The 1,821-nt window shown below is 48.9% G+C and carries 1 protein-coding gene and 2 rRNA genes; 1 reads left to right on the plus strand and 2 read right to left on the minus strand.

Annotated elements, in window-relative coordinates:
• Positions 1-754, minus strand: a 23S ribosomal RNA gene (locus V5G28_RS01125); the annotation flags it as partial.
• 67 nt (positions 755-821) lie between these two features.
• Here V5G28_RS01125 and V5G28_RS01130 point away from each other — a divergent pair.
• On the plus strand, positions 822-998 hold the full coding sequence (locus tag V5G28_RS01130) for a hypothetical protein (RefSeq protein ID WP_336229429.1): 177 nt from the start codon (positions 822-824) through the stop codon (positions 996-998).
• A 177-nt stretch (positions 999-1,175) separates the two neighbouring features.
• Here the strand turns inward: V5G28_RS01130 and V5G28_RS01135 are convergent.
• Positions 1,176-1,821 (minus strand): 16S ribosomal RNA (locus V5G28_RS01135); the annotation flags it as partial.

The raw sequence follows: 1,821 nt of genomic DNA on the forward strand, positions 1-1,821 counted from the left end.
TCTAGACCTCCACTTGGTGTTACCCAAGCTTCATCCTGGACATGGTTAGATCACCCGGGTTCGGGTCTATAAACAGTGATTAACGCCCCTTTCAGACTCGCTTTCGCTTTGGCTACGTCTCTGACTTAACCTACCACTGCTTATAACTCGCCGGCTCATTCTTCAACAGGCACGCGGTTAGACGTTAAATCGTCCTTCCACTACTTGTAGGCTAATGGTTTCATGTTCTATTTCACTCCCCTTATCGGGGTTCTTTTCACCTTTCCCTCGCGGTACTGGTTCACTATCGGTCACACAGTAGTATTTAGCCTTACGAGATGGTCCTCGCAGATTCACATGGGATTTCTCGTGTCCCATGCTACTCGGGATTCAGCTACTATCCTTAAGTTTTCGACTACAGGACTCTCACCTTCTTTGGTGCAGTATTTATCTGCTTCGTCTAACCGCTAGATTCAATATTGCTGTCCCACGACCCCAACAAGTAAACTCGTTGGTTTAGGCTGTTTCCCGTTCGCTCACCACTACTTGGGAAATCGAAATTTCTTTCTCTTCCTCCAGCTACTAAGATGTTTCAGTTCGCTGGGTTGGCTCTTTCCTGTCTATATATTCAACAGGCAGTACTTGGGGTTGCCCCATTCGGATATCTCCGGATCAGTCGCTTGCTTCCAGCTCCCCGGAGCGTTTCGTCGGTAACTACGTCCTTCTTCGCCTCTGTGTGCCTAGGTATCCACCATTAGCCCTAATTAGCTTGACCACTTTTAAACATTGGTGTCTACCTGCGTTTGATGCATTCAACTACCAGTTTTTTGTACTAATAACTGATGCAATCAACTTCGCATTTGACAAGTTGCTATGCAATTTTCAAGGTTCTGTCTGGACTCTCGCCCAGCAGTCTTGCTTTGGTGAACAAGATTGCTGAAAAAGTTTATCCAATTGAGTTTAAAGCTTTGGGTTTATTGCCTCTGGCAATGTCTCATTCCCATACCTTCCTAGTTTAACAAGCCATCAAGTTTGTTGAGTGTTAGAAACCGAACAATACTTGGCTGTTTCTGGAGAAGGTACCGAACTCAATAATAGTTTGAAAGCCAACAGCCAATCTCGAACGACCTAGGGATGACTTCTCTTGGACCTAATAAATTTATGGGTTCGGTCTCTGGAGAAGTAGGTCTCCCTGTTAAGGAGGTGATCCAGCCACAGCTTCCGGTACGGCTACCTTGTTACGACTTCACCCCAGTCATCAGCCCTACCTTCGGCACTCCCTCCTCGACGGTTAGCGTAACGACTTCGGGTAAAACCAACTTCCATGGTGTGACGGGCGGTGTGTACAAGGCCCGGGAACGTATTCACCGCAGCAATGCTGATCTGCAATTACTAGCGATTCCACCTTCACGCAGGCGAGTTGCAGCCTGCGATCTGAACTGAGCCGTGGTTTACGGGATTTGCTTGCCATCGCTGGCTTGCTGCCCTTTGTCCACAGCATTGTAGTACGTGTGTAGCCCAGGGCGTAAGGGGCATGCTGACTTGACGTCATCCCCACCTTCCTCCGGTTTATCACCGGCAGTCTCTCTAGAGTGCCCAACTTAATGCTGGCAACTAAAAACGAGGGTTGCGCTCGTTGCGGGACTTAACCCAACATCTCACGACACGAGCTGACGACAGCCATGCACCACCTGTGTTCCGGCTCCCGAAGGCACTCTCCCGTTTCCAGGAGATTCCGGACATGTCAAACCCTGGTAAGGTTCTTCGCGTTGCATCGAATTAAACCACATACTCCACCGCTTGTGCGGGCCCCCGTCAATTCCTTTGAGTTTCACACTTGCG

It is taken from the genome of Scytonema sp. PRP1, from assembly GCF_036697665.2.
In the GTDB taxonomy this organism is placed as follows: Bacteria; Cyanobacteriota; Cyanobacteriia; order Cyanobacteriales; family Nostocaceae; genus Kalymmatonema; species Kalymmatonema gypsitolerans.